Genomic DNA, 18938 nt, shown 5'->3' with positions numbered 1-18938 from the left:
CCTGCGCGCCGGCCATGCAGATGTGCTGGACAAGTTCACCGAACATCCGCTGCGGCAGCTGGAGCTTGCGAAGGCCTATCTGGAAAGCAGCGAGGTGACTGCCCACGGCCCCGCCATGGAGCGGGTGCTGGATGCCTTGGCCGAAGAACAGATCGAGGCGCAGCGCGCGCGTCACGCGGCGACCCATGGCGAAAAAGGGATCACCCATGGATAAGGGCAAGATCGCGGGCGGCATCCTCAGCCTGACGCTGGTCGGCCTCGCCATCGGCTATGTCGTGGCCACCGGTTACTTGACCATCCGTTATGGCCTGTCGACGCAAGCCTTCGACGTCACCCTGCTTGCGCGCGAGTACCGCGCACTTGATGTCAGCGCCCCGCGAGACTTCCTCTGGGTGAACCTGATCCTCGCAGGCTTTGGCGTTGCCGCGCTCATGTTGAGTGTCACGCTTCTCGGCGATGCCCTGACGCGCTTCGGCACGACGCATTGGCAGACCAGGGCCGAAATGAAGCGCAACGGCTTCTTCGCCAAACCGGGTGGCGGCTTCCTTCTCGGCAAGCTCGGCCCCCCGAAATCGAAGCGTCCCTTCCTCGTCTCGAAGACCTTCCCGCATGCGCTGATCGTGGCGCCCACGGGCCGAGGCAAGGGAGTAGGCTTCGTGATCCCGAACCTGCTCACCTACAAGGGCTCGGCCGTGGTGCTCGACGTGAAGGGCGAGAACTTCCGCGAGACATCACGCTTTCGCGCCAGCATGGGCGACAGGGTGTTCCGCTTCGCGCCGACAGATTGGGACCGCGCTACCCACCGCTACAATCCGCTGGCCCGTATTGCGGCCATGACCAACCCTGACCGGCAGCAGATGGAGTTGAAGCTGACCGCCAAGCTCTTCCTGCAGACCGACAACGAAAAGCTGAGCGGTCTTCTGGCTGGCGGCATCGACCTGTTCGTGGCGGCCGGCCTTCTGGCCTTCGAGCGTGGCGTGCCAACCATCGGCGAGATCTACCGGATCACCGCCTCGGGCGGCGACAAGCAAAAGGAATACCTCAAGCGCGCGCAAGAGGTGAAGAACACCTCGGCCAAGCTGATCTTTGAGCGCATGGCCTCGACCAACAATGACACCCTGACCTCGTACCTGTCGCTCCTGATGACTTCGGGTCTCGACACCTGGGACAACCGTGCGATCGACGCGGCCACCGCGACCTCGGACTTCTCCTTCCGGGACATCCGGCGTCGCCCCCACGCGATCTATCTCGTGGTCGAGTCCGAGATGATCCGCCCGCTGGCCCCGCTGATCCGGCTGTTCTTCTCGGACCTCATCGCGTCGCTGCAGGCGCAGGAACCAGGGGACGACGAGCCTTGGCCCGTGATGATCATGCTCGACGAATTCGACCGTCTCGGGAAAATGCCGATCGTCGCCGAGAGCATCAAGACGCTGCGCTCCTTCGGCGGAAACCTGGCCATTGTCACCCAGACCATTCCGGCGCTGGACGAGATCTATGGCGAGAACACCCGCCGGTCGCTGCAGGGCGGTGCGGGCGTGAAGCTCTACCTGACCCCGTCCGAGCAGAAGACCATTGAGGAGCTGAGCCAGGCTGTTGGCAAGACCACCAAGCGCGTGGTCACCCGGTCGCGTGCGGTCGGCCGTAACCCGTTCGAGGGGCGCAGCGTCTCCGAGCGGACCGAGGATACGCCGCTTCTGACCGAGGACCAGGCCCGCCGCATGGACCTGGACGAGGTGATCCTCGTGATCGACGCGCAGATGCCGATCCGGGCGCGGCGGATCAAGTATTTCGAGGACCCAGCGCTGAAGGTGCTTCACGCGGGTCAGGCGGGGAGTTTCCCGTATCCGGATGAGGAAGGGCTGAGGCGGGATCGGCAGATGACCGAGACGCGGGAGACGGTGGAGAAGCTGAAGCTGGAACTGCAGGAGGTGAGGACGGCCGCGGGGGCGCAGGGGTCTGGGACTGCGTCCCCCTCGATGACCGTTGAGCCACCTGCAACAGAGACGCAGGATCCGCAGCCAGCGCCATCAGGTCGGGCGCGCGCCCGAGCAGCACGCGCTGCGGCGGGTGGCGGTGGGTCCGGTCAATTGTCGTTCGATCTGGCTGGACTGGGGCTCAAGGAGGCAGACAGGACCCAACTTGCGGCGGCTGTGCAGACGACGCGGGCGATCATTGCCGCTCACGTTGAATGATGGACCCCGCACCTTGGACGGTGTCGCGCTGGATTTATCACGTTGCACACGATCTGCACATGGCGGCAGCCTAACCCGTTGGGACTACGCGACATTCGGTCTGATCCTCCAGAGGTCAAGAACAACAAATTGGTGTGCGTCGGCGTGGGAGGGGGTGGGCCTCAAATCCAACCTTCTCCAGTCTAAGGCATTGAAATCATTTGTATTACACAGCGCACATCAGGCACCCGGTCAAGACTTTACATCTAGCGGTACTCGAGGTGCCATGCTCTCGCCCGAATACGCCTCAAGGCCGGATTGACAATCATCCGATGAAGTCCGCGCGCCGCTCGAGCAGGCTCTCGTAGAGGAAATCGACGAAAAGCCTGACCCGCTGCACCCGGCGCAGATCCCCATGCATCAGCACCCAAGTCGAGCGGCTTTGATCTAGCTCGGTTCCTGGCACCCGTTGAAGTTCGGGAAAGACGCTCTGCACCCATGCGGCAAGGAACGTCATGCCCACTCCGGCCCGGGCGAGATGCATATGCATCGCAGGATCCGGGATGGCATGGCGCACCGCAGCACGCGGAAACGGCGAGGCGGCGATCATCGCCTGCAATTCCGGCACCTCACCGTAACCGAGCCAGGTCAGCCCCTCGCCGCGCGGCCCGGCATCGTGCAGATGCCTGTCAATATAGCTACGCGAGGCTAATACACCGATCGACAGCGGAAACAGCTTGCGCCCCACGGCATCACCGGTGAGGTCGCGCACATGGCGGATCGAGACGTCGGTTTCCAGCCTTTCGATCGAGTCTATGGCGTAGGACAGGTTCATGTCGATGTGGATGTCGGGATAGAGCGACAAGAACTCGCCCAGAACCGGCGCCAGCAGGAAATGCGCGGTCATCGGGTCGGCTGACAGGCGGATGCGCCCCGCCGCCTCGCTGTCCAGCCCGCGCACGGCGTTGAAGCCCTGGCGCAAGGACGCTTCGGCCTCGAGTGCCTGCGGCAGCAGCTTGCGGCCCGCCGCCGACAGTTCTAGCCCGCCCGCACTGCGCCGGAACAGCTGCACACCCAACTGCGCCTCAAGCCCCTCGACTTGTCGGCGCACGGTCGCGTGGGTGCCGTCCAACTGCTCGGCAGCCCCGCGCAGCGAACCCGCCCGCGCCACGGCCAGAAAGGCCGGAAGAGATTTCCAATCCACCATGCGGGACGATTATGAACCACAGTGGTGCATGAACTGCAATATTCGGATGGATTTCGGTCCGGTAGAGACAGGGCAACCGAACCGAAAGGAGTCCACCATGACCGCAACACTCTCTGCATGGAGCATCAATCACTATGGCGCCCCCGAGGTGCTGAACCCGGTGACCCTGCCCATTCCGACACCTCGTCCCACCGAGATCCTGATCCGCATCCGCGCCTCGGCCGTGACGCGCGCCGATGGCATGATGCGCGCCGGGCAGCCCCGCTTTGCAAGGCTATTCCTCGGTCTGCGCCGCCCGCGTCAAAACCTGTCGGGTACCGGGCTCTCGGGCGAGGTGATCGCCGTGGGTGACCGTGTTAGCCGGTTTGCCGTGGGCGACGTGGTATTCGGTGAGGCGGGCCTGAAGTTCGGGGCAAATGCCAGCCACATCTGCCTCGATGAGTCCGGCGTGTTGATGAAGAAGCCCGCGGCACTTTCGCATGAGGACGCCGCCGTGATGTGCGATGGGCCGCTGACCTCGCTGAATTTCCTGCGCGAGGTGGCTGAACTGCGCGCGGGACAGAAAGTCCTGATCGTCGGTGCATCGGGCAGCCTCGGTAGCGCGGCAGTGCAGATCGCCGCCGCGATGGGCAGCGAGGTCACTGGCACCTGCAGCGCCCGCAACGCCGACATGGTGGCCGCACTCGGGGCCAGCAGGGTCATCGACTATGGCCAGGAGGATTTCACCCGACAGGGCGAGCGGTATGACGTGATCTACGATACGATCGGCGTCTCCTCCTTCGCCGAGGCCAAGGAAAGCCTGACCCGCTCCGGCCGCTACGTCTGCCCGGTGCTGGGCCTCGGCCTGCTGGGCGCGATGTTGCGCACCGCGATTGCGGGCACGCGCAAGGCACGCTTCTCGGCTACCGGCATGCTCAAGCCGGACGTGCTGCACCCGATGCTCGCCACCCTCGTCGAGATGGTCGAGGACGGCAAGCTGGAGCCCGTCATCGACCGGGTCTACCCATTGGGCGACCTGATCGAGGCGCACCGCCATATGGAGACGGGTCACAAGCGCGGCAATGTCGTCGTCGTGTAAGCGCGCGGCACGCTGTCAGATGAACCACCAATTCAATCGGAGAGACAACCATGAAAATGAATTACTTCGTCCTTGGGACGAACGATATGCACGCATCGAAGGCCTTCTACGACGGACTTTTCGCCGGCGCGGGTCTTCAGACCATGTCACCGTCGGACCGCATGACCTACTGGCTCGGCGACGACTTTGCCTTCGCAATCGCGACGCCCTTCAATGAGGCGCCGGCAACCAACGGGAATGGCACGATGGTTGGCTTTTGTGTCGGAGCATCGGGCGACGTTGAAAGGATGCACGGCCTGGCCCTTGAATTGGGCGGCACCTGCGAGGGAGCGCCGGGGCAGCGTGGGCCGAAGTTCTCGGCCTATGTGAGAGACCTTGATGGCAACAAGCTGTGTCTTTCCGACTAAGGAATTCAACGTCCGATACTTTGGTCGGTACGCCATCCTCGGGTCACATGATGCACCGTATTGCTGGCTCTTTATTCTGGGTGGAATGCGACGCAGCACTCTAGGCGGAATGCGACACAGCCAAGCCTTTAACAACGCTGGGCGATTTATGCTATTCTCATGAGTATGCGCTCTTTTGTGGACCGCTCGTCAACCAACCGGATTTCAGCCAAGTGGACAAACTTTCCGTCATGCACGCCTTCCGCCGCATCGTCGAACGCGGCAGCTTCGCGCGTGCGGCGGAGGATCTTGGCGTGTCACCCGCGCTTCTGAGCCGCGAGATCAAGCTGCTCGAAGAAAGTCTTGGCACGACGCTGCTCACCCGCACGACCCGCTCCATGTCGCTCACTGATGCCGGGCGGCTCTACTACGACGAGGCGGCAGGCATACTCGACGCTGTCGCCGGCGTCGAGACGCGCATCCGCGATGGCGCCGGGGCCGTGCGTGGTCACCTGAAGGTCAACGCCTCCAGCTCGTTCGGGCAGACGGTGATCGCGCCGATCCTGCCGACGTTTCTCGACGCCTATCCCGATCTGCGTCTGACAGTGTCCATGGACGACCGGGTGGTGGACATGGTCGAGGGCGGGTTCGACGTCTCGATCCGCATCCGGCCGGCCATGCCGGACTCGGCGCTGGTGGCGCGCAGGATCGGGACGATGCGGCAGCGGATCTTCGCGGCCCCCGACTATCTGGACCGAGCGGGCGTGTTGGTTGTCCCGCAGGACATCGCCCGGCACCGGGTGATCGGCTTCCTGCTTGCGGACCACTTGACCTCATGGGCGCTGACTGGCCCTTCCGGCACGGTCACGATTGACCTCGACCCGCCGGTTCGTGTTGGCAACAGCCTCGTCCTGCGTGACCTCCTGATCTCGGGCCAGGGCATCGGTACCTTGCCGGACTTCGTCTCGAACGAGGCCGAGGCGCGGGGCGCGCTGGTGCGGGTTCTACCCGACTGGGAGCTGCCGGCGCCGGAGATCTTCGCCGTGATGGCCTCTCGGCTGGGGATAGACGCGAAGGTCACGGCCTTCCTAGACCACCTGCGCGCGGCGCTCCGGCCCTGACATTCTTCAACAGGCGTAAAGAATGAAGTGACAGCGGGCCGGTTATTCCGCTGCGCCGCATCGCCCATCCTCTCAGGCAGCGAAACCAAGCCCCTGAGAGGATCCCATGACCCGCGTTCTTGTTCTCTACTATTCCAGCTATGGCCATGTCCGCGCCCTTGCGCAAGCCGAAGCCGAAGGCGCACGCAGCGTGCCCGGCACCCATGTCGATCTGCGTCGCGTGCCTGAAACTGTTCCCGAGGAAGTCCGGCAAAAGGCCGGATTCGCGGCAGATGACACGCCCATTGCCGCGGCGGCCGATCTGGAAGCCTACGACGCCATCATCTTCGGCACGCCGACGCTCTTCGGCATGATGGCCGGTCAGATGAAATCCTTCCTCGACCAGGCTGGCGGCCTCTGGGCGCGGAATGCACTGGTCGGCAAGGTCGCCGCCGTCTTCGCCTCCACCGGCTCGCAGCATGGCGGGCACGAGGCGACGCTGCTGTCGACCCAGATCCCGCTGCAGCATTTCGGAATGCTGATCGCGGGCATGCCCTACACCTTCGCCGGTCAGACGACGGCCGAAGGGATCGTCGGCGGTGCGCCCTATGGCGCGGGCACCATCGCCGGAGCCGATGGCTCACGCGCGCCCACCGAGACCGATCTCGCCGGCGCGCGCTTCCAGGGCGCGCATGTGGCGCGGATCGCCGCGCGGCTGGCTGGGGGCAACCTGTCAGAGGAGGCCGCGTGATGGCTTCCCTCACCGTCGACTTCTTCCACGATGTCGTCTGCTGCTGGTGCTTCAACATCTCGTCGCGGATGCGAGCGCTTGCCACCGAGTTCGACCTCGACATCCGGCACCGCACCTTCGTCCTGCAAGCCAGCCGCGCCGAGATGGCCACCCGCTGGGGCACGCCCGAGGACGCCCGCGAGACCATCCTCGGGCACTGGGCGGTCTGCCGCCAGGTGAGCGACCGACCGGACCTCGTCGATATCGACGCCATGCGGGCCGCGCCCTTCGACTATCCCCACGGGCTGACGGCCGCACTGGGATGCAAGGCAGCGGAGCAGCTTGGCGGACAGGCCGCCCACTGGGACATGTTCGACCGCCTGCAGCGCGCGCATCTGACGGAGGCGCGGAACGTCGCCGACCCAGCAACGGTGCTGCACGCCGCCCGGGAGCTGGGCTTCGAAGCTGCGGCCTTCGTCGATTTTTTCGAGGACCCGGAAACCCTTCGTGCCGTCGAGACCGACCGGCAGCACGCCCGTGCCCTCCAGGTCCGGTCCATTCCAACCCTCATCGTCCGCGAGACCGGCGCCCGGTTCGTCAACGGACCGCGCGAGGATCTGGCCGCGCAACTGCGGGCCGCCCTCCGCCTCGTCGCCTGGAAGGAAATGCCATGACCCTCTCATTCCTCCGCACTGTAGCCCGGCACCGCCACCGCATACCGCGCGGCGTTCCGCGCGATCTGCCGCCTCATCTGATGCGCGATATCGGCCTGGATCCCTGGCCGGACCGCCCGCGCTTGCCCCTCCATCCGCTTTGGTAAGCATCGCCCAGGAGATACATCCATGTCCCGCACCACCGACATTCTTCTGACAGCACTCGCCCCGGCGATCTGGGGCAGCACCTATCTCGTCACGACCGAAGCGCTGCCTGCAGGATATCCCGTGACCCTTGCCGCGCTTCGGGCCTTGCCAGCCGGACTGCTGCTGCTTGCTGTCACGCGTTGCCTGCCACCCCGCGCCTGGCTCGGTCGCGTCTTCCTGCTCGGCAGTTTCAACTTCGCGCTGTTCTGGGCGCTGCTGTTCGTGGCCGCCTACAGGCTTCCCGGCGGGGTAGCAGCCACACTAGGGTCGCTGCAGGCCATGATGGTGATCCTGATGGCGCGCGGCTGGCTTGGCACGCCGATCCGGGCCGGCGCGGTTGCCGCGGCGGCCACCGGCGTCCTGGGCGTGGCGCTGCTGCTGATCGGTCCCTACGCCGCACTGGACCCCGTGGGCATCGCCGCCGGGCTTGGTGGCGCTGCGTCCATGGCCGCGGGCACGGTTCTAAGCCGGAGATGGCAGCCGCCGGTATCCGCCCTCAGCTTTACCGCGTGGCAGCTGACTGCCGGGGGTTTGATCCTGTTTCCACTGGCGCTGATTATTGAACCCGCGCTGCCGCCGCTCACGGCGACGAACCTGGCCGGGCTTGTCTGGCTCGGGCTCATCGGCGCTGCGGCCACCTATGCGCTCTGGTTCCGGGGCGTCGCCCGGATCGAGCCAGGAGCGGTCTCGATGCTGGGCATGATGAGCCCGGTGACGGCGGTGATCCTTGGCTGGGTGGTGCTGGGCCAGTCGCTGTCCCTGCTGCAGGGATTCGGCGCGCTGATCGTCCTCGGTTCGGTCTGGGCAGGTCAACGGGCGAACCGCCCGACGACGCCAGCGTCGGCAAAGCCGGAGGCGGGTACCGCCCCAGCTGGCGGAACGATCATGAACCGCACCGGTGCGGTTCTAGCAATTTTCGGGTCGAATCCGTTTCGGTATGTCATGGCCAATCGCACCGAAAGGAGGCCCTGATGACCGATCCCGCACTGACGCCCGAGTTTGCCCGCCAAGCCCGCCTTGCAGGCATGCTGTACCTGCTCATCATCGTCGCGGGCCTAGGGGCCGAGCTGGGCCTGCGTGGCCCGTTGATCGACCTTGGCGATGCGGCAGGCACCGCGGCGGCGATCCTGGCCGCCCCGGGCCAGTTCCGGCTGGCCATCGCCGCCGATCTGGTGATGGCGCTTTGCGATGCCGGGCTCGCATTACTGCTCTATCTGATCTTCCGGGCCGCGTCGCCGGGGCTTGCCCTGTCTGCGATGGTGTTCCGGCTGATCCAGACCGTGCTGATTGCCGCGAACCTCATGGTCCTGCAAGCCGCGTGGCTTCTGATTTCTGGCCCCAACGAGCTCGTCGAAGCCAACGCGCTTGCGCTGGTGTTCCTCGATCTGCACGGTCATGGCTATGATCTCGGCCTCATTTTCTTTGGCGTCAATAGCTTGATCATGGGTCTGCTTGTCTGGCAATCAGGTCATTTTGCGAAGGTCTTCGGGGCCGGCCTGGCGATCGCCGGGCTCGTCTATCTGATCGGCAGCGGCCTGCGCTTCTTCTCCCCTGAATGGTCACAGGCATTCGTACCGGCGTATCTACTGACGATCCTCGCCGAGACGGCGTTCTGCATCCGGCTGCTTTTTCAAAGGAACAGCCACCGAGAAAGGAATGCGGTGGCATGATCTGTCAATGCCTTGGCGGACGAGGCCAATACTTTGGCATCAGATCCCGCTACAGGCCAATCCTGAAATCTTTTCACCCGCAATGAGGGAGCCATAACAATGTTGTCTGAATCTCCGACGCTGCACATGCTGTGCGGTAAGATTGCATCCGGGAAGTCCACCATGGCCGCCCAGCTTGGGGCCACGCCCGGAACGGTTCTCATCGCTGAGGACGCCTGGCTCGATGCGCTCTTCGCAGATGAGCTGCATTCGTTGAAGGATTACGTGCGGTGCTCATCGAAGCTCCAAAGTGTCATGAGGCCTCATGTGGTGGGCTTGCTGAACGCGGGTGTGTCGGTCGTCCTCGACTTCCCGGCAAACACTGTCGCGCAACGCGCCTGGATGAGGGAGATCATCGCCGGCACTGAAGCCGCGCACCAGCTTCATGTGTTTGACGTGCCAGACGAGGTCTGCTTGGCTCGGCTGCGCGCGCGCAACGCGGCGGGAGACCACCCCTTCGCGGTCACGGAGGCACAGTTCCACGAGTTTTCCAGTCACTTCGCATCGCCGACCGCTGAAGAAGGCTTTGATCTCGTGCTGCATGGCTATGCACACGATCAGGTGCTGGAGACCTGAAATCAGACCAGAAGCCGTGCAGAACACTCACCCCCAAAAGCAATAAGTCGTAATCAATCTGCGCGCTGCGCTCAAATCATCTCGCAAGTGTTCGCGGCTTCATCGCCATTGTCCAGTAGTGTTTCCTGGGCCGCTTGGTGAGGCCGGACTTCCCACATGCCCGCACCTGCGCCCGCATCACTGCATAGTCGCTCAACATCTCCGAGATCGCAGAGCCCTCCGGCAACAAGGCCAGCTCTTCTGCCGCCCGCACATGGAGCTCCCGGCTGTACTGGACGACGGGCGGACAAGCCCTTGGTCCGCTGCCGTCATGCTCCAGCAATCCTCATTTGACCGCACTGCCGACGTGGCGAACGTTGAGGATCGTACCAAAAGCGTTCGAAATTGCGATTCCGAACGTTCTGGATCGCGTGTTCGGGCTCTTTGCCCGGCGCCATCCTTCATGTGCAAGACGTTGCAGCAAGTTGCGCAACTCAACCAGCCATGCACCAAGGAACACCAGACATGTCGATCCACCATACATTCACTCTTCTTCTGACCGCCCCGGTCGCGCTGCTTCTCACGTCGCTCGGAGCGAGCGCCCAGGAGGCAGATCAGCAAACCAGCTGGCCCGTGAGCGCTGCCGTCCAGTCGGAGGCAGGGCAACAAATACCCGCCGGGGCCTATGGGGTTGCCTACATTGATGCCCCTCGCGTGGCGACGCTGCTACAGCTGAGGGGGGTCACGGGACGCGGCACCGCAGTCTTGAAGAGCGATGACAGCCACGAGTGCCTGACCGTCCCTATACGTTTCGTCGCGGGCGATTTCGGAGGCGAGGGCATCTCCACCAACGAAACACATCCAATTCGTCTGATCCTCCAATCCGCGCGGGTCGCCAGAGCGCTGGCGGCAGGCGATGACGTGGTCAGCGATATGTACCGCATCAGCGGCCAGATGGATGACTCTGAGGCGGACATCTTCATTCAGACAGGATTGAGTGAAAGTCATGGGTTCGTTCTCAATCCGGGAAGCTCCATCGTAGCCGACATCTTCGGCGCGACGACAGGCCGGACCGCGTGCTCCGAGCTTCGGGCTCAGGGCTCATGACCAGAAGATGACAGCCCCGGCGATGCACATGTGCTTGTGAAAGCGTGTGTGCATCGGTCGAAGCTGGTGGCGATACATCGCCAGTCCTTGAGGCGGTCGAACATGCGCTCGACCTTTTTGCGCGGCTTGTGCCATTTCGTCCCGTCCTCGACCGGTATGTTGCGGTCTTTGCGCCCGCCGATCGAGGCTTTGATGCCGAGATCGTTCAGTGCTTCGCGGAACGCGTGGCGAACATGACCTCGGTCCGCGATCATCAATATGCTGCTTTCCGCTTTCGTCGCTGAACCGCCCTTGGGCGAGGAAGGGTTGATCGTTTAACGAAGTGAAAAGGACCCGCTATGCGCGCTCAATCTGCCCGCTTCTTTGTCCCATTTTTCGTTTGGTCGTGTCTTGGAAGTCTCGGCCTGGTAGCGCTTGCCTTCGGCCAGGACATCAACGCGCTGCGTGAACTCGGTGTTTCCCCTGATGTGTCTGACAACGTTTTGCGTGCGCTGATCGTCGTGCAGCCATTTATCCTTCTGGTCGCCGGGGTCGGAGCAGGCGTGGCCTTCGGGGAACGTGTTGGACTTCGGTCCTGGGTAGCCGCGCGGTTGCGGGGCGACCCGCCGCCTTTGATGCAAGTGTCGGGACTGGCGCACGCCGCGCTTGTCGGCTTCGGCACAGGTGCGGTTGTGGTCGTGCTCGACATATTGTTCGCGCCCTGGATCGGGCTCCCCTCGGTCGCGAGCCTTCCGGACATAGGCACGGCGATCATGGCGATCAGCTACGGTGGAATTACCGAAGAGCTTACTCTGCGATACGGCCTGATGACGTTTCTTGTCTGGGTCGGCGCAAAGGTATGGACGACGCTCCCGCCCGGGCTCTAATTCGGCGCCTTGCTCGTTTCGGCGGTCCTTTTCGGAGCCGGTCACCTGCCAGCGATGGCGACGCTCATCCCACTGACACCGGTCGTGATTTTGCGCACTGTCGGGCTCAATGCCCTGCTTGGCTTGGCTTTTGGCTGGCTGTTCTGGCGGCGTGGCCTCGAACACGCGATGGTTGCCCATATTGCCACCCACCTTGCATTTTGGGCGTTTGCCGTCGCGCTGTAGGCTCGCCACGACCATTTCCATCGTTGCGCCCCGTCAGATGGTGGCCGTTTCGGCGCGAAATTGTGAAGGAGTCTTCCCGGTCACCCGGCGAAATTCCGTATTGAAACTCGATTTGCTGACAAAGCCCGCTTCAAACATCACCTCGGTGATGGACAACTCGGTCCTGCGCAGGGCCTCTTGCGCGTGGCGTATGCGAAAGCCATTGATATATCGCGAAAAATTCTCGCTCGTCGTTTTGTTTATGGCATTGGAGACATCCCGCACAGGTACCGACAACCGCCGCGCGACCCGCGCAAGCGTCAGATTGCTGTCCGTGTAGAGGTGGGTGTCGTTCATCAGCGCATCAAGCACAGCCCGTGTCGCGCGATCGGCGTCGGTCGGCCCTTCGAATTTGGTTGCCTCTCCCTTTGTGACCTGAAGCAACATCGGTGCACCGACCAGAGCGACGACAAAAACGAATGCTGTGAAAACACCTGACACCCCGGTCAGAAATGTCAGGATATGGGCATCGCCTGCGAACAGGCTGGCAGCCACAATCGAAAGATCCGTGGCCACCATCATGCCAAGCAGGACAATGGTGGCTTTGATCGCGGAGCGCACGATTATCAATGCGTGCGGCGCGACATGGACGAAGTCATCTGGTTGGCGGCGCAGAAGGCGCGCAATCGAAACCAGGTAGACGCTGTTGACGCCAAGGACAAACACATCTGCCGAGACCGGGAGGCTTACCAGTATCGCCAATTGCGCGACGGCGACTGGCGCCGCACTCAAGAGGATCCTCCTGCGCCAGTTCATCCCCAGGTCTTGTGTCAGAGCCGAGAAGCCGAGATAGGCCGAAGGTGCGACCATCACGGCCACCAACGGCTGGAGCCATGCGGCCCAGGGCACGTCAAATGAAAGTCGGAGCCCGAGCAGCAGGCCGATGCTCGCCAAGGTCAGAAGAAAAACGCACAGAAAAAGGCGCGCTTGAAAGGGCATGCGGGTATCCTGCGCCAATGCAAACGCTGCAATTGTCGTCAGAACACTTACGAGCCAAACGAGGGGCAAAGTGATCATTGGTCTTCCTGCTGGCCAAACAAAAGCCTGGTCGTCGCTATACCACCGCTTCTTCGACTAATCATGTTGGATCAAAAACAGTTCAGGTCTCCTTGCGGCGGGCACCGTTGTTGGAAGGCTCTGATGATCAGCGCCTCCCAAGTGATTATCAGGAACCGGGCATAGCCATCTTGAAGGTTTCGTCGCCGCTGGCGTCGAACACACCTTCGCCGGTCACCACAAAGCCGTATCGCTCATAGAACGGCAGACCGATTTTGTTGTCTTTGAAAACCTCTACGGTCAGTGGACCTTTGATGGCGACAACATGGTCTACCATTTGACGCCCCAAGCCTTTGCCTTGTTCAGAGGGATCGAGGAACAACCCTCCAATTTCCGTGCCGATCATTGCAATAAAACCGACCGGCGTGCCATCGTTTTCCAGAACCCATGTTTCGGCGTTCGGCAGATAGATGTTAACCGTGTCCCTGCGCACCTGGTCCCTGACTTCATCCGACAAGAAGGGGTGCGCGAGTGGTTCTGCTTTATCCCAGATTGTGATCAACGCATCGGTATCGCTGGTTTTGTATCCACGCATCATTGTTCTATTTCCTACTCTTACGCTGGATCGCGTTGATCATCTTCTTGAGAGATTTGTCGGCTGTTTTGCGTTCGGCCAACGTAGACGCGTTAAAGCGTTCCTCCGCCACCAGTTTGTTCCATCGCGCAAATCGGTCAGGATCAATCTCTTCGCGCTTCAATGCACCTTGGATGGCGCAACCAGGTTCGCTGTCATGTCTGCAATCGCTGAAACGACATTGGCCTGCCAAGGCAACAATGTCAGCAAACACATCTGCAATTCCGGCCTCGACATCGGTGAGTTGAAGCTCTCTCATGCCGGGCGTGTCCAGCACCGCGCAGCCATCGGCTGTAAAGTGCAATTGTCGGCGCGTCGTCGTGTGGCGACCCTTGCTGTCATCTTCGCGAATGGCAGCCGTATCGGCCAGACCATCCCGAAAGAGAGCATTGACCAGTGTCGATTTCCCGACACCAGACGACCCCAGAAATGCAACTGTTTGGCCCGGCTTGCACCATGGAGCCAACTTGGCAATTGGTTCTTCACTCAAGGCATTGAGCACTTCGACCAGAACGCGGTCTGAAATGGCACTTGCCGCTTTTACGTAGGCTTCTGGATCTTCGCAAAGGTCTGCCTTGGTCAGCAAGATCACAGGCGTTACCTCCGCCTCGAACGCCAACGCGACATAGCGCTCGAGGCGCGCGATGTTGAAATCCTTGTTGCAGGACGACACGATAAAGACCGTGTCCACGTTGGCAGCAATCAGCTGCCGCTTACGGTCTGAGCCCGGCGCACGACGCTCGAACACGCTCCTGCGTTCCAAAACCTTACTATTGGAGGGCTTTTGCGGATCATAGAGCAGCCAGTCGCCGACTGTCGCATTCGGCCCCGGCGGGATAAGGGTATCAAGATTTTCACCCAGCACCCGCAAGCCAGTTCTGTGAACTTCAACCACGCGAACCGGTGGTGCATCAACGGTCGCATCAACATCGGTTTGCTGGCTGAAGAAGGGTTTCCAGCCAAGTCTTTCCAAAGGGGAAGGCTCGCGTTGTGGAATCTTGCTCGAGCCCAAAGGCAGCAAGAATTTGGAATAGTCCCGTATCATTTTTGGGATCTTTCATGTTCGGAGAGCGGAACAAGTCCGCGTCGAAATATCGAAATTGACCAGACAAAACTAAGATAATCGGCCGCAGCGGTAACGCGGCGACGTTGGTTTCACTTAGCATTGTTTCGGGAGGGCGCTTTGCCTCCCCGCATTATCGGGTCATAAAATCTCCATGAACATGCTGCTCGTCTAAGGGAGTGCGGTGATTTTTGCAAGACGTGAAGGACCGAGTCACTGATCCGATGACCTCTGTCAGCGGACGCTTTCCCCGCGGCCGTCCCCGAAGAGGTGAAGGTCCACGACCGGAGCAAGATTTTCCACGATGTCAGCCCGGGACATTTCCGCGACCGGCGGGATGGCCAGGATGTAGCGGCACAGCGCGAGGCCGAACAACTGGCTGACGACCAGGCCCGCGCGCGTTTCCGCCGTCGCCGGGTCGCCGAAGCGCGCTGCCGCTGGCAGAACCTGTTCGCGAAATATCGTGCGGATCCGTTCCGCCGCCGCCTCGTTGGTCGCCGCCGCGCGCAGCAGGATCACAAGCCCCATGTCTTTGCCGCTTCCTTCCCAGAGTTCGAGGAAATGCCCCACGAGCATCGCGCCAACTGGGACCGGCGCTGTCGGATTGATGTCCGGCAATCCCAGTTCGACCTTCGAAGCCAGCGAGAACAGCCCGTCCTTGCCTCCGAAATAGCGGATGATCATCGACGGGTCGATCGACGCGCGCTCCGCGATCGCGCGCACCTTGGTGCCCTCGTAGCCGTGCTCGGCGAAGATTGCCCGGGCTGCCTCCAGGATGCCTGCGCGCGTTCGATCGGATTTGCGCATGGCGCGTCCTTCTCCTTTGGTCTTTCCCCTCACAAAAACCATTTGCCAACAAGCGTTGACAAATGCAAGTACCCTGACGTATGCCAACAACCGTTGACTTTCATGCCGAGGTCAGCTGCCCCAGCGCGCAAGGGACATACCCATGAGTACCCAAACAGTAAGCCGCAGGGATCTTGCGATCGGCACGCTCCTTGCCTTGATCATCGGAACGATCTTCGTCCTGGTCGGAGGCAGGCCCCTTGTCGTGACCTTCGTTCCGGGGCTCGTCGTCGCCTGGGGGGTTTTCGCCTGGCTGCATGTTTCGCAGACAGCCTTGCCGAAAGGCGGCACGCTCTATCCGCTCTACTACGGCGTCTTCGCCTGGCAGTTTATCCACTTCTTCGAGGAGTATCTGACCGGCTTCCGGAGCCTGTTTCCCGAGTTATACGGCGCACCGCCCTACAGCGACGCGCTTTTCGTCGGCATCAACCTGTTCTCGTATTTCGTTTTTGCCGTCGGCTTCATTTTGGTTTTCGAGAAGGGGCTGAAGTTCCTGCTGATCCCGGTGCTTTTCTATATCGTCTACGGGGCCATCGGGAATGCCATCGCCCATGTGTGGTGGGTCATCTGGACTGGTTGCTATTTCCCCGGGTTCGTCACCGCGCTGGCCTACTGGATCCTCGGCCCGCTGTTGCTTTCCCGCTTTGTTGGATCGCTTGGTCGCGCCTCTGCGATCACTGCGGCTTTCGCCATTATCCTGATCCCGGCTATCACCCTTACGATGTCGCCAATTTGACGATTTGCCGAGGAAGGTCCTCTCTGTAGCTTCGTGTTTCTAGCCATAATTCGCTTCGGCCCACCATTCATTTGGACGAGATAAAGCACTCACAGCTTACAAAGCCATCTCGTTGGCGGCACTGTACGGACATGACAGCGCACCGAAATGCCCACGAAGTAGTGCGATATCACGCGATCGAAACATGCACATGAACTGCACACGGCATCGCACAACCAATTGAAAACATGCTTAAATCGTCACCATCCATCACGGGAGCCACACTCGCTTCTGGCTTCAACGACCCAACCTTTTCGCCCTCTCGGCCATCCGTACCACCTGCGCGCTTGCCGTTGCCGCGGCGCTCCGCACGGCGGCGGGAGCTTGGACAGCCCCTCGTCCGATCACTTCGCCTGTCGTGAGCGCACCGATCCGCGCCCTGCCCTTGACGCCGTCGGTATTGAAGATCCCCCGCATGATCCCGGTCGATCCAGCGACCACAGCGGGAGCCGCAGCCACCATCAGGTTTCCAGAGATCCCCCGAACGATGAGGGGTGTTGCCGCAACGAAGCCCTTCGCCAGGAACACCATCACGAAGAACGGGACCAGCGAGCCGATGTTGGTGGCCGAGTTCGGGTCACCGAGCTGGGCCAGCAGCGAATTCGCCATGCCGACGACGGTCGAGAACATGGCGGCGATGACGATGGGGTAGAAGGCGTAGCTGATCGTCGTCGAGACCCATCTGTGGAAGAAATCCTTGGTCGCATCGAAGAGCGACAAAGCGATCATGATCGGAGCAAGGCCGAGCATCAGCGTCAGCATCATCTTGGCGAAGATGAGGACGATGCCAGTCATGAAGCCAAGAAGGCTCAGGAGCACGAGGCCGATGCCGCCGAGGATCGCGCCCGTCATCCAGTTCAGATTGCTGCCGATCGCGTTCAAATATGTCGCGAAGCGCTCAATCAGGTTGTCGAACTCTCCCGCGAAATGGGTTGCGCCTGCGCCACCTCCGCCGACGGACGAAACCAGCGCGCCGGCGACATAGTCGAGGCCTCCGATCACGGCGTTGGACACCGCGTTGAAATTGGCCCAGTTGAACGCGAAGAGGCCTATCAGTATCAGCTTGATCAGGTACCAGAAGAAGCTAGCCCCATCCATGCTGCGGAACTGGAAGGCCATGTTGATGCAGACGCCGATCAACGAGAGCGTGACCATCAGCAGGACGATCGTGCCGGTATTGCTGGCCACAGCCCCGAACTGGGACTCGGCCGCATCGACAAGGAAACCGTCAGCAGTTTCGACCATCCAGTTGACGACGCTCATTACCAGTTGCCCTGAGCTTCGCAGATGTCCTGAACCGCGTGGCGCAGCTCGTTGCGCTGCTGCCGGATGTCCCGCTGCGCTGACGTATGTTCCGCGGCTGATGCCAGGCGATACCGTTCGTTGAATTCTTCAGAGGCATCTTCCCATGCCGGGAAGCGGACTTCGCAGCCGCAGTTGCCCGTATCGACGATCTGTTCCCATGCGCGCAGTTCGTACAGATCCATCAACGTCAGCGCCTTGTAGGCCTCGCGCGGGTGGACTTCATCCATCCAGGTCGGTCGTGCGGGCCGGTCGTTGCAGATCCGGTACTGCTGGGGCGACATGGTCACGGTGAGATCGTTCGTGACCTGAGGCGAGGTCTGGGCCGCGAGCGGCGCGGCCAGCAGGGTGACAACTGCGGCGAGGATGGTGTGGCGCATGGGGATTTCCTTTCGGTTCATTCGGCCGCGACCGTGGGGCGCTCGGCACCCCCGGCTGGACCCGTGTTCTGGTCTGGATGTCTCGCCTGCCTCGGCAGGAAGAACTCGGTGATGCCGCGGGCGCCGTCATGACGGCCGGCCTGAATGATCACGTCGATGGAGCCCTCGATGTAGTCCACCATATCGGCATAGGTCATCGGCACATCGGTCTTGAGCGCGGCAATGGCGAGGCGACGGACCGCCAGCTGCGGGGTCTCGGCATGCAGCGTGGTGAGCGAGCCGCCATGCCCCGTGTTGATCGCCTCGAGGAAAGTCATGGCCTCCCGACCCCGGACCTCGCCCAGCACGATCCGATCAGGCCGCATCCGCAGGGTCGAGGCCAGAAGCACATCGGCGCTGCGGGCGTCGGTATCCCGGTCGGCGATGAGCGTTAAGGCATTCGGCTGTTCGGGGCGCAGTTCGGCTGCCTCCTCAATGGTGATGATCCGCTCCTCGGGTGGGATCAGCGAGAGGATCTTGCGCGCCGCGACCGTCTTGCCGGTCGAGGTGCCGCCCGAGACGATCATGTTGAGCTTGTTCTCGACGCAGAACCGCAAGGCGGCGTCGATGTCGCCGGAGGCCACTACATCGCGCAGCGCAGCGTTTCGCTCAAAGCGCAGGCCTTCAAGACTGCGCTCCCCGCCATAGAGGAAGCCAAGCTTGATGGCTTCCAGCGGCAGCGAGGAGAAGAACCGAAGTGAGATGGAGAATCCGCCCTCGACGGCGGGGGGCTGGATCACCTGCGCCCGGATAGGCCGGTCGCGATAAAGGATCGACACCGAGACGATGGGCTTCTTGGTGCTGAGCGTGGTTGAGGCGGCCGAGGCGATCTGGTTGCCGAGGTCCTTGATCTCGGTCTGGGTAAGCGGG

Annotated in this window: 22 protein-coding genes and 1 pseudogene; 14 read left to right on the top strand and 9 right to left on the bottom strand. The window is 62.0% G+C overall.

Going from position 1 to position 18938, the window contains the following annotated elements:
- Window positions 1-214 (top strand): annotated as a pseudogene (locus Q7J44_RS20060) (hypothetical protein); the annotation flags it as partial.
- Complete coding sequence (locus Q7J44_RS20055) at window positions 207-2192, top strand: type IV secretory system conjugative DNA transfer family protein (RefSeq protein WP_304882891.1); 1986 nt, start codon at window positions 207-209, stop codon at window positions 2190-2192. The pseudogene Q7J44_RS20060 and the gene Q7J44_RS20055, both read left to right, overlap by 8 nt.
- A 304-nt stretch (window positions 2193-2496) precedes the next feature.
- Here the strand turns inward: Q7J44_RS20055 and Q7J44_RS20050 are convergent, their stop codons facing one another.
- The gene (locus Q7J44_RS20050; RefSeq protein ID WP_304882890.1) at window positions 2497-3378 is read right to left on the bottom strand and encodes a LysR family transcriptional regulator; all 882 of its coding nucleotides are present in this window, start codon (window positions 3376-3378) and stop codon (window positions 2497-2499) included.
- Between the two features lie 97 nt (window positions 3379-3475).
- On the opposite strand from Q7J44_RS20050, the gene Q7J44_RS20045 reads away from it, so the two are divergent.
- From Q7J44_RS20045 to Q7J44_RS20005, 9 genes are all read left to right on the top strand, one after another.
- The gene (locus tag Q7J44_RS20045; RefSeq protein WP_304882889.1) at window positions 3476-4456 is read left to right on the top strand and encodes an NAD(P)-dependent alcohol dehydrogenase; all 981 of its coding nucleotides are present in this window, start codon (window positions 3476-3478) and stop codon (window positions 4454-4456) included.
- Window positions 4457-4506: 50 nt separating this feature from the next.
- Window positions 4507-4863, top strand: a complete 357-nt coding sequence (locus Q7J44_RS20040) for a VOC family protein (RefSeq protein WP_304882888.1) — start codon at window positions 4507-4509, stop codon at window positions 4861-4863.
- Between the two features lie 212 nt (window positions 4864-5075).
- A complete protein-coding gene (locus tag Q7J44_RS20035; RefSeq protein ID WP_304882887.1) occupies window positions 5076-5963 on the top strand; it encodes a LysR family transcriptional regulator in 888 nt (295 codons plus the stop codon).
- Between the two features lie 106 nt (window positions 5964-6069).
- Window positions 6070-6693: an NAD(P)H:quinone oxidoreductase gene (gene wrbA / locus Q7J44_RS20030; protein ID WP_304882886.1), complete on the top strand. Its 624-nt coding sequence runs from the start codon at window positions 6070-6072 to the stop codon at window positions 6691-6693.
- A complete protein-coding gene (locus Q7J44_RS20025; protein ID WP_304882885.1) occupies window positions 6693-7346 on the top strand; it encodes a DsbA family protein in 654 nt (217 codons plus the stop codon). The genes wrbA and Q7J44_RS20025 overlap by 1 nt, the downstream gene beginning before the upstream one ends.
- 168 nt (window positions 7347-7514) lie before the next feature.
- Window positions 7515-8504 (top strand): EamA family transporter, encoded by a 990-nt coding sequence (locus Q7J44_RS20020; RefSeq protein ID WP_304882884.1) that lies wholly within the window; start codon window positions 7515-7517, stop codon window positions 8502-8504.
- On the top strand, window positions 8504-9202 hold the full coding sequence (locus tag Q7J44_RS20015; RefSeq protein ID WP_304882883.1) for a DUF4386 domain-containing protein: 699 nt from the start codon (window positions 8504-8506) through the stop codon (window positions 9200-9202). Before Q7J44_RS20020 ends, Q7J44_RS20015 begins: the two co-directional genes overlap by 1 nt.
- 99 nt (window positions 9203-9301) lie before the next feature.
- Window positions 9302-9817, top strand: a complete 516-nt coding sequence (locus tag Q7J44_RS20010) for an ATP-binding protein (RefSeq protein WP_304882882.1) — start codon at window positions 9302-9304, stop codon at window positions 9815-9817.
- Window positions 9818-10321: 504 nt separating this feature from the next.
- Window positions 10322-10903, top strand: a complete 582-nt coding sequence (locus tag Q7J44_RS20005) for a hypothetical protein (protein ID WP_304882881.1) — start codon at window positions 10322-10324, stop codon at window positions 10901-10903.
- Here the strand turns inward: Q7J44_RS20005 and Q7J44_RS20000 are convergent.
- A complete protein-coding gene (locus Q7J44_RS20000) occupies window positions 10891-11157 on the bottom strand; it encodes a transposase (protein WP_082135403.1) in 267 nt (88 codons plus the stop codon). The two genes, Q7J44_RS20005 and Q7J44_RS20000, sit on opposite strands and share 13 nt — an antisense overlap.
- Before the next feature lie 84 nt (window positions 11158-11241).
- Here Q7J44_RS20000 and Q7J44_RS23370 point away from each other — a divergent pair, with 84 nt between their 5' ends.
- Both Q7J44_RS23370 and Q7J44_RS23365 read left to right on the top strand, forming a co-directional pair.
- Complete coding sequence (locus tag Q7J44_RS23370; RefSeq protein WP_370693044.1) at window positions 11242-11769, top strand: hypothetical protein; 528 nt, start codon at window positions 11242-11244, stop codon at window positions 11767-11769.
- Window positions 11770-11823: 54 nt separating this feature from the next.
- Window positions 11824-11994: a hypothetical protein gene (locus tag Q7J44_RS23365; RefSeq protein WP_370693043.1), complete on the top strand. Its 171-nt coding sequence runs from the start codon at window positions 11824-11826 to the stop codon at window positions 11992-11994.
- A 33-nt stretch (window positions 11995-12027) separates the two neighbouring features.
- On the opposite strand, the gene Q7J44_RS19990 is transcribed toward Q7J44_RS23365, so the two are convergent.
- From Q7J44_RS19990 to Q7J44_RS19975, 4 genes are all read right to left on the bottom strand, one after another.
- Window positions 12028-13050 (bottom strand): AraC family transcriptional regulator, encoded by a 1023-nt coding sequence (locus Q7J44_RS19990; RefSeq protein WP_304882879.1) that lies wholly within the window; start codon window positions 13048-13050, stop codon window positions 12028-12030.
- Window positions 13051-13198: 148 nt separating this feature from the next.
- The gene (locus Q7J44_RS19985) at window positions 13199-13627 is read right to left on the bottom strand and encodes a GNAT family N-acetyltransferase (RefSeq protein ID WP_304882878.1); all 429 of its coding nucleotides are present in this window, start codon (window positions 13625-13627) and stop codon (window positions 13199-13201) included.
- Window positions 13628-13631: 4 nt separating this feature from the next.
- On the bottom strand, window positions 13632-14708 hold the full coding sequence (rsgA, locus tag Q7J44_RS19980; RefSeq protein ID WP_304882877.1) for a ribosome small subunit-dependent GTPase A: 1077 nt from the start codon (window positions 14706-14708) through the stop codon (window positions 13632-13634).
- 252 nt (window positions 14709-14960) lie between these two features.
- Window positions 14961-15533 carry a TetR/AcrR family transcriptional regulator gene (locus Q7J44_RS19975; RefSeq protein ID WP_304882876.1) on the bottom strand — a complete coding sequence of 191 codons (573 nt, stop codon included), beginning with the start codon at window positions 15531-15533 and terminating at the stop codon, window positions 14961-14963.
- 142 nt (window positions 15534-15675) lie between these two features.
- On the opposite strand from Q7J44_RS19975, the gene Q7J44_RS19970 reads away from it, so the two are divergent.
- Entirely contained in the window at window positions 15676-16308 is a 633-nt protein-coding gene (locus tag Q7J44_RS19970; RefSeq protein ID WP_304882875.1) for a hypothetical protein, read from the top strand.
- Window positions 16309-16584: 276 nt separating this feature from the next.
- Here the strand turns inward: Q7J44_RS19970 and Q7J44_RS19965 are convergent, their stop codons facing one another.
- The 3 genes from Q7J44_RS19965 to Q7J44_RS19955 all read right to left on the bottom strand — a co-directional run.
- On the bottom strand, window positions 16585-17610 hold the full coding sequence (locus Q7J44_RS19965; RefSeq protein WP_304882874.1) for a type IV secretion system protein: 1026 nt from the start codon (window positions 17608-17610) through the stop codon (window positions 16585-16587).
- The gene (locus Q7J44_RS19960; RefSeq protein ID WP_304882873.1) at window positions 17610-18029 is read right to left on the bottom strand and encodes a hypothetical protein; all 420 of its coding nucleotides are present in this window, start codon (window positions 18027-18029) and stop codon (window positions 17610-17612) included. The genes Q7J44_RS19965 and Q7J44_RS19960 overlap by 1 nt, the downstream gene beginning before the upstream one ends.
- Before the next feature lie 17 nt (window positions 18030-18046).
- The coding region (locus Q7J44_RS19955) for an ATPase, T2SS/T4P/T4SS family (protein ID WP_304882872.1) at window positions 18047-18938 on the bottom strand (892 nt) is incomplete at its 5' end.

The sequence above is a fragment of the Pseudotabrizicola sp. genome, assembly GCF_030656345.1.
In the GTDB taxonomy this organism is placed as follows: Bacteria; Pseudomonadota; Alphaproteobacteria; order Rhodobacterales; family Rhodobacteraceae; genus Pseudotabrizicola.
This window is presented reverse-complemented; position numbering and strand designations above follow the sequence as displayed.

Bases quoted from the DNA above. Each gene is read 5' to 3' on its own strand.
- Q7J44_RS19985 (WP_304882878.1), bottom strand. From the start codon at position 13,627: ATGATGCGTGGATACAAAACCAGCGATACCGATGCGTTGATCACAATC.
- Q7J44_RS19960 (WP_304882873.1), bottom strand. From the start codon at position 18,029: ATGCGCCACACCATCCTCGCCGCAGTTGTCACCCTGCTGGCCGCGCCG.
- Q7J44_RS20020 (WP_304882884.1), top strand. From the start codon at position 7,515: ATGTCCCGCACCACCGACATTCTTCTGACAGCACTCGCCCCGGCGATC.
- Q7J44_RS19965 (WP_304882874.1), bottom strand. From the start codon at position 17,610: ATGAGCGTCGTCAACTGGATGGTCGAAACTGCTGACGGTTTCCTTGTC.
- Q7J44_RS23370 (WP_370693044.1), top strand. From the start codon at position 11,242: ATGCGCGCTCAATCTGCCCGCTTCTTTGTCCCATTTTTCGTTTGGTCG.
- Q7J44_RS20045 (WP_304882889.1), top strand. From the start codon at position 3,476: ATGACCGCAACACTCTCTGCATGGAGCATCAATCACTATGGCGCCCCC.
- Q7J44_RS19970 (WP_304882875.1), top strand. From the start codon at position 15,676: ATGAGTACCCAAACAGTAAGCCGCAGGGATCTTGCGATCGGCACGCTC.
- rsgA (WP_304882877.1), bottom strand. From the start codon at position 14,708: ATGATACGGGACTATTCCAAATTCTTGCTGCCTTTGGGCTCGAGCAAG.
- Q7J44_RS20025 (WP_304882885.1), top strand. From the start codon at position 6,693: ATGGCTTCCCTCACCGTCGACTTCTTCCACGATGTCGTCTGCTGCTGG.
- Q7J44_RS20010 (WP_304882882.1), top strand. From the start codon at position 9,302: ATGTTGTCTGAATCTCCGACGCTGCACATGCTGTGCGGTAAGATTGCA.
- Q7J44_RS20055 (WP_304882891.1), top strand. From the start codon at position 207: ATGGATAAGGGCAAGATCGCGGGCGGCATCCTCAGCCTGACGCTGGTC.
- Q7J44_RS19990 (WP_304882879.1), bottom strand. From the start codon at position 13,050: ATGATCACTTTGCCCCTCGTTTGGCTCGTAAGTGTTCTGACGACAATT.
- Q7J44_RS19975 (WP_304882876.1), bottom strand. From the start codon at position 15,533: ATGCGCAAATCCGATCGAACGCGCGCAGGCATCCTGGAGGCAGCCCGG.
- Q7J44_RS20015 (WP_304882883.1), top strand. From the start codon at position 8,504: ATGACCGATCCCGCACTGACGCCCGAGTTTGCCCGCCAAGCCCGCCTT.
- Q7J44_RS20005 (WP_304882881.1), top strand. From the start codon at position 10,322: ATGTCGATCCACCATACATTCACTCTTCTTCTGACCGCCCCGGTCGCG.
- Q7J44_RS20050 (WP_304882890.1), bottom strand. From the start codon at position 3,378: ATGGTGGATTGGAAATCTCTTCCGGCCTTTCTGGCCGTGGCGCGGGCG.
- Q7J44_RS20040 (WP_304882888.1), top strand. From the start codon at position 4,507: ATGAAAATGAATTACTTCGTCCTTGGGACGAACGATATGCACGCATCG.
- Q7J44_RS23365 (WP_370693043.1), top strand. From the start codon at position 11,824: ATGGCGACGCTCATCCCACTGACACCGGTCGTGATTTTGCGCACTGTC.
- Q7J44_RS20000 (WP_082135403.1), bottom strand. From the start codon at position 11,157: ATGATCGCGGACCGAGGTCATGTTCGCCACGCGTTCCGCGAAGCACTG.
- wrbA (WP_304882886.1), top strand. From the start codon at position 6,070: ATGACCCGCGTTCTTGTTCTCTACTATTCCAGCTATGGCCATGTCCGC.